The organism is Sutterella sp. (assembly GCF_052272535.1).
GTDB lineage: Bacteria > Pseudomonadota > Gammaproteobacteria > Burkholderiales > Burkholderiaceae_F > Sutterella.
In genome coordinates, this window is the sequence record NZ_DAVZJY010000325.1 from 1 (window position 1) to 1,946 (window position 1,946).

Sequence of the window (1,946 nt, forward strand, 5' to 3'; positions counted from 1 at the left end):
CTCCCGGGGCCGGGCAGGCCCCGGGAGCGGCGCAGAAAGCAAGGGCCGCCCTGCGCACTTTGAGCTCGGGCAGCCCTTCATTGATTCTTTTCACCGCAAAAGGCTACCAAAAATCATCCCGCCCGGGGCGGCCCCTCCGGGAGACGGACGCCCCAGGCGTGCACCGCGTCACTTGTCCACAGGCCGGGGCGCTTCGGGCTTGCGGTCATCCACAGGGTTGTCCACAGTCTTTGGAGCGGCGCGGTCCGCGCCGTCATGGGACGCGTTCGGAGCGGACGGGATCTGAGCGGGGGCCTTGGGCGCCGCCTTGGGGACAACTTCCTCTTGCGCGGCGGGCTTCGCCTTTCCCGGGCGTTCGCCCAATTCAAAGGCGAAGACCTTGTCCACGCGTCGGCCGTCCATGTCCACAATCTCAAAGCGCCAGCCGCCCCATTCGACGAGGTCGCCCTCGCGCGGCAGGCGCCCCAAGAGAAGCATCAGCATGCCCGCGAGGGTGCTGTAGCGGCCCTCCTCCTCTTCGGGGACGCGCTTCAGGTTGAGGACGTCCTTCAATTCCGGCACCGGGATGATGCCGTCGAGGCGCCAGGAGCCGTCCTCGCGCCGGCTCGCCCAGCTGTCGCCGGGCTTCTCGGGCTTGAATTCGCCCGCGATCGCCTCGAGGACGTCGCGGGGCGTAACGAGCCCCATCACCTCGCCGTATTCGTCCACGACGAGGGCGAGCGGAACGTCGGTCTTGCGGAAGTGCTCGAGGAGCTCCATGCCGGTGAGGGATTCGGGCACGTAGTTGACGGGCGAGAGGTGGCTCGAGAAGTCCGGGCGCCCCGTCTCGAGGATCTGCTGCAGGAGCGTGCGCGTCGAACACACGCCCTTCACGTTGTCGAGGCTCCCCTCGCAGACGGGCAGGCGCGAGCGGCGCGAAGTGCGGATGCGCTCGATGTTCTCCTCGACGGGATCCTCAACGTTGATCCAGCTGATGTCCGCACGCGGCGTCATGAGGGAGGCGACCTGACGGTCGTCGAGGCGGAAGACGTTGCGCACCATGTCGCGCTCAGCCGTCTCGATCACGCCCGACTCCTGACCCTCCTCGATCATCGCGTGGATCTCCTCCTCGGTGACCGAGGCGCCCTCCTTCTCCTCAATGCCGAGGCGCTTGAGCAGCCACCGGGTCGAAATCGAAAGGAGCTGCACGAAGGGGGCGGCGACCACCGAGAGGAAGTGGATCGGGGGCGCGATGCGGCAGGCGATCCGCTCGGGCGACATCTGCCCGATGCGCTTCGGGACGAGCTCGCCCAAGACGATCGAGAAGTAGGTGATGAGCACCACGACGATCACGACGCCGATCCCCTTGGCGGTCTCGGGATTGACGCCGAGGCTGATCAGGCCCGCGGCCACCGGCTGCGCGAGGGCGGATTCGCCCACGATGCCCGAGAGAATGCCGATCGAGGTGATGCCCACCTGAATCGTCGAGAGCGCGCGCGTCGGATCGGCGTTGAGCTCCTGCGCGCGCTGCGCGCCCGTGGTCTTTTCGTCAAGAAGCTTCTGCAGGCGTGCGCGGCGGCTCGTAACGACGGAGATCTCGCTCATGGCGAAGACGCCGTTCAAAAGAATAAGGACGAGCAGAAGCAGTATGTCCAGTGAACTCGACATGGTGGTGTGCCCCGTGGGGGTGACGTGTTGAGGGAGAAGTGAAGAGGATTGGAAGAGGCCGAGATCGCGCCGTCAGTCGAATTCGCACGGCATGCGCATCGGATCGGCGCCGTCGATGAGGGCGATGAGGCCCTGGAGCGCGGTGAGCGCCGCGGCGAGGCGCACTTCGCGGCGGCCTCCCGGCGCATGGATCGTGCGCACGGAGGTGACGACGGCCCCTTCGGGCGTGCGCTCGGCCCAGCCGATCGCGACGGTGCCGACGGGCGTGGCGGCCGTCCCGCCGGAGGGGCCGGCGACGC

The 1,946-nt window shown here is 67.7% G+C and carries 2 protein-coding genes; both read right to left on the bottom strand.

The window, feature by feature from the left end; translation table 11 throughout:
• Positions 1 to 168 precede the first annotated feature (168 nt).
• A complete protein-coding gene (locus ACT6Y9_RS10690) occupies positions 169 to 1,647 on the bottom strand; it encodes a hemolysin family protein (RefSeq protein WP_295477713.1) in 1,479 nt (492 codons plus the stop codon).
• Positions 1,648 to 1,719: 72 nt separating this feature from the next.
• Positions 1,720 to 1,946, bottom strand: a 227-nt coding sequence (locus tag ACT6Y9_RS10695) for a CinA family protein (RefSeq protein ID WP_443744516.1), incomplete at its 5' end; no start/stop codon positions are given.

Coding starts and splice junctions, on each gene's coding strand:
- ACT6Y9_RS10690 (WP_295477713.1), bottom strand. CDS start 1,647: ATGTCGAGTTCACTGGACATACTGCTTCTGCTCGTCCTTATTCTTTTG.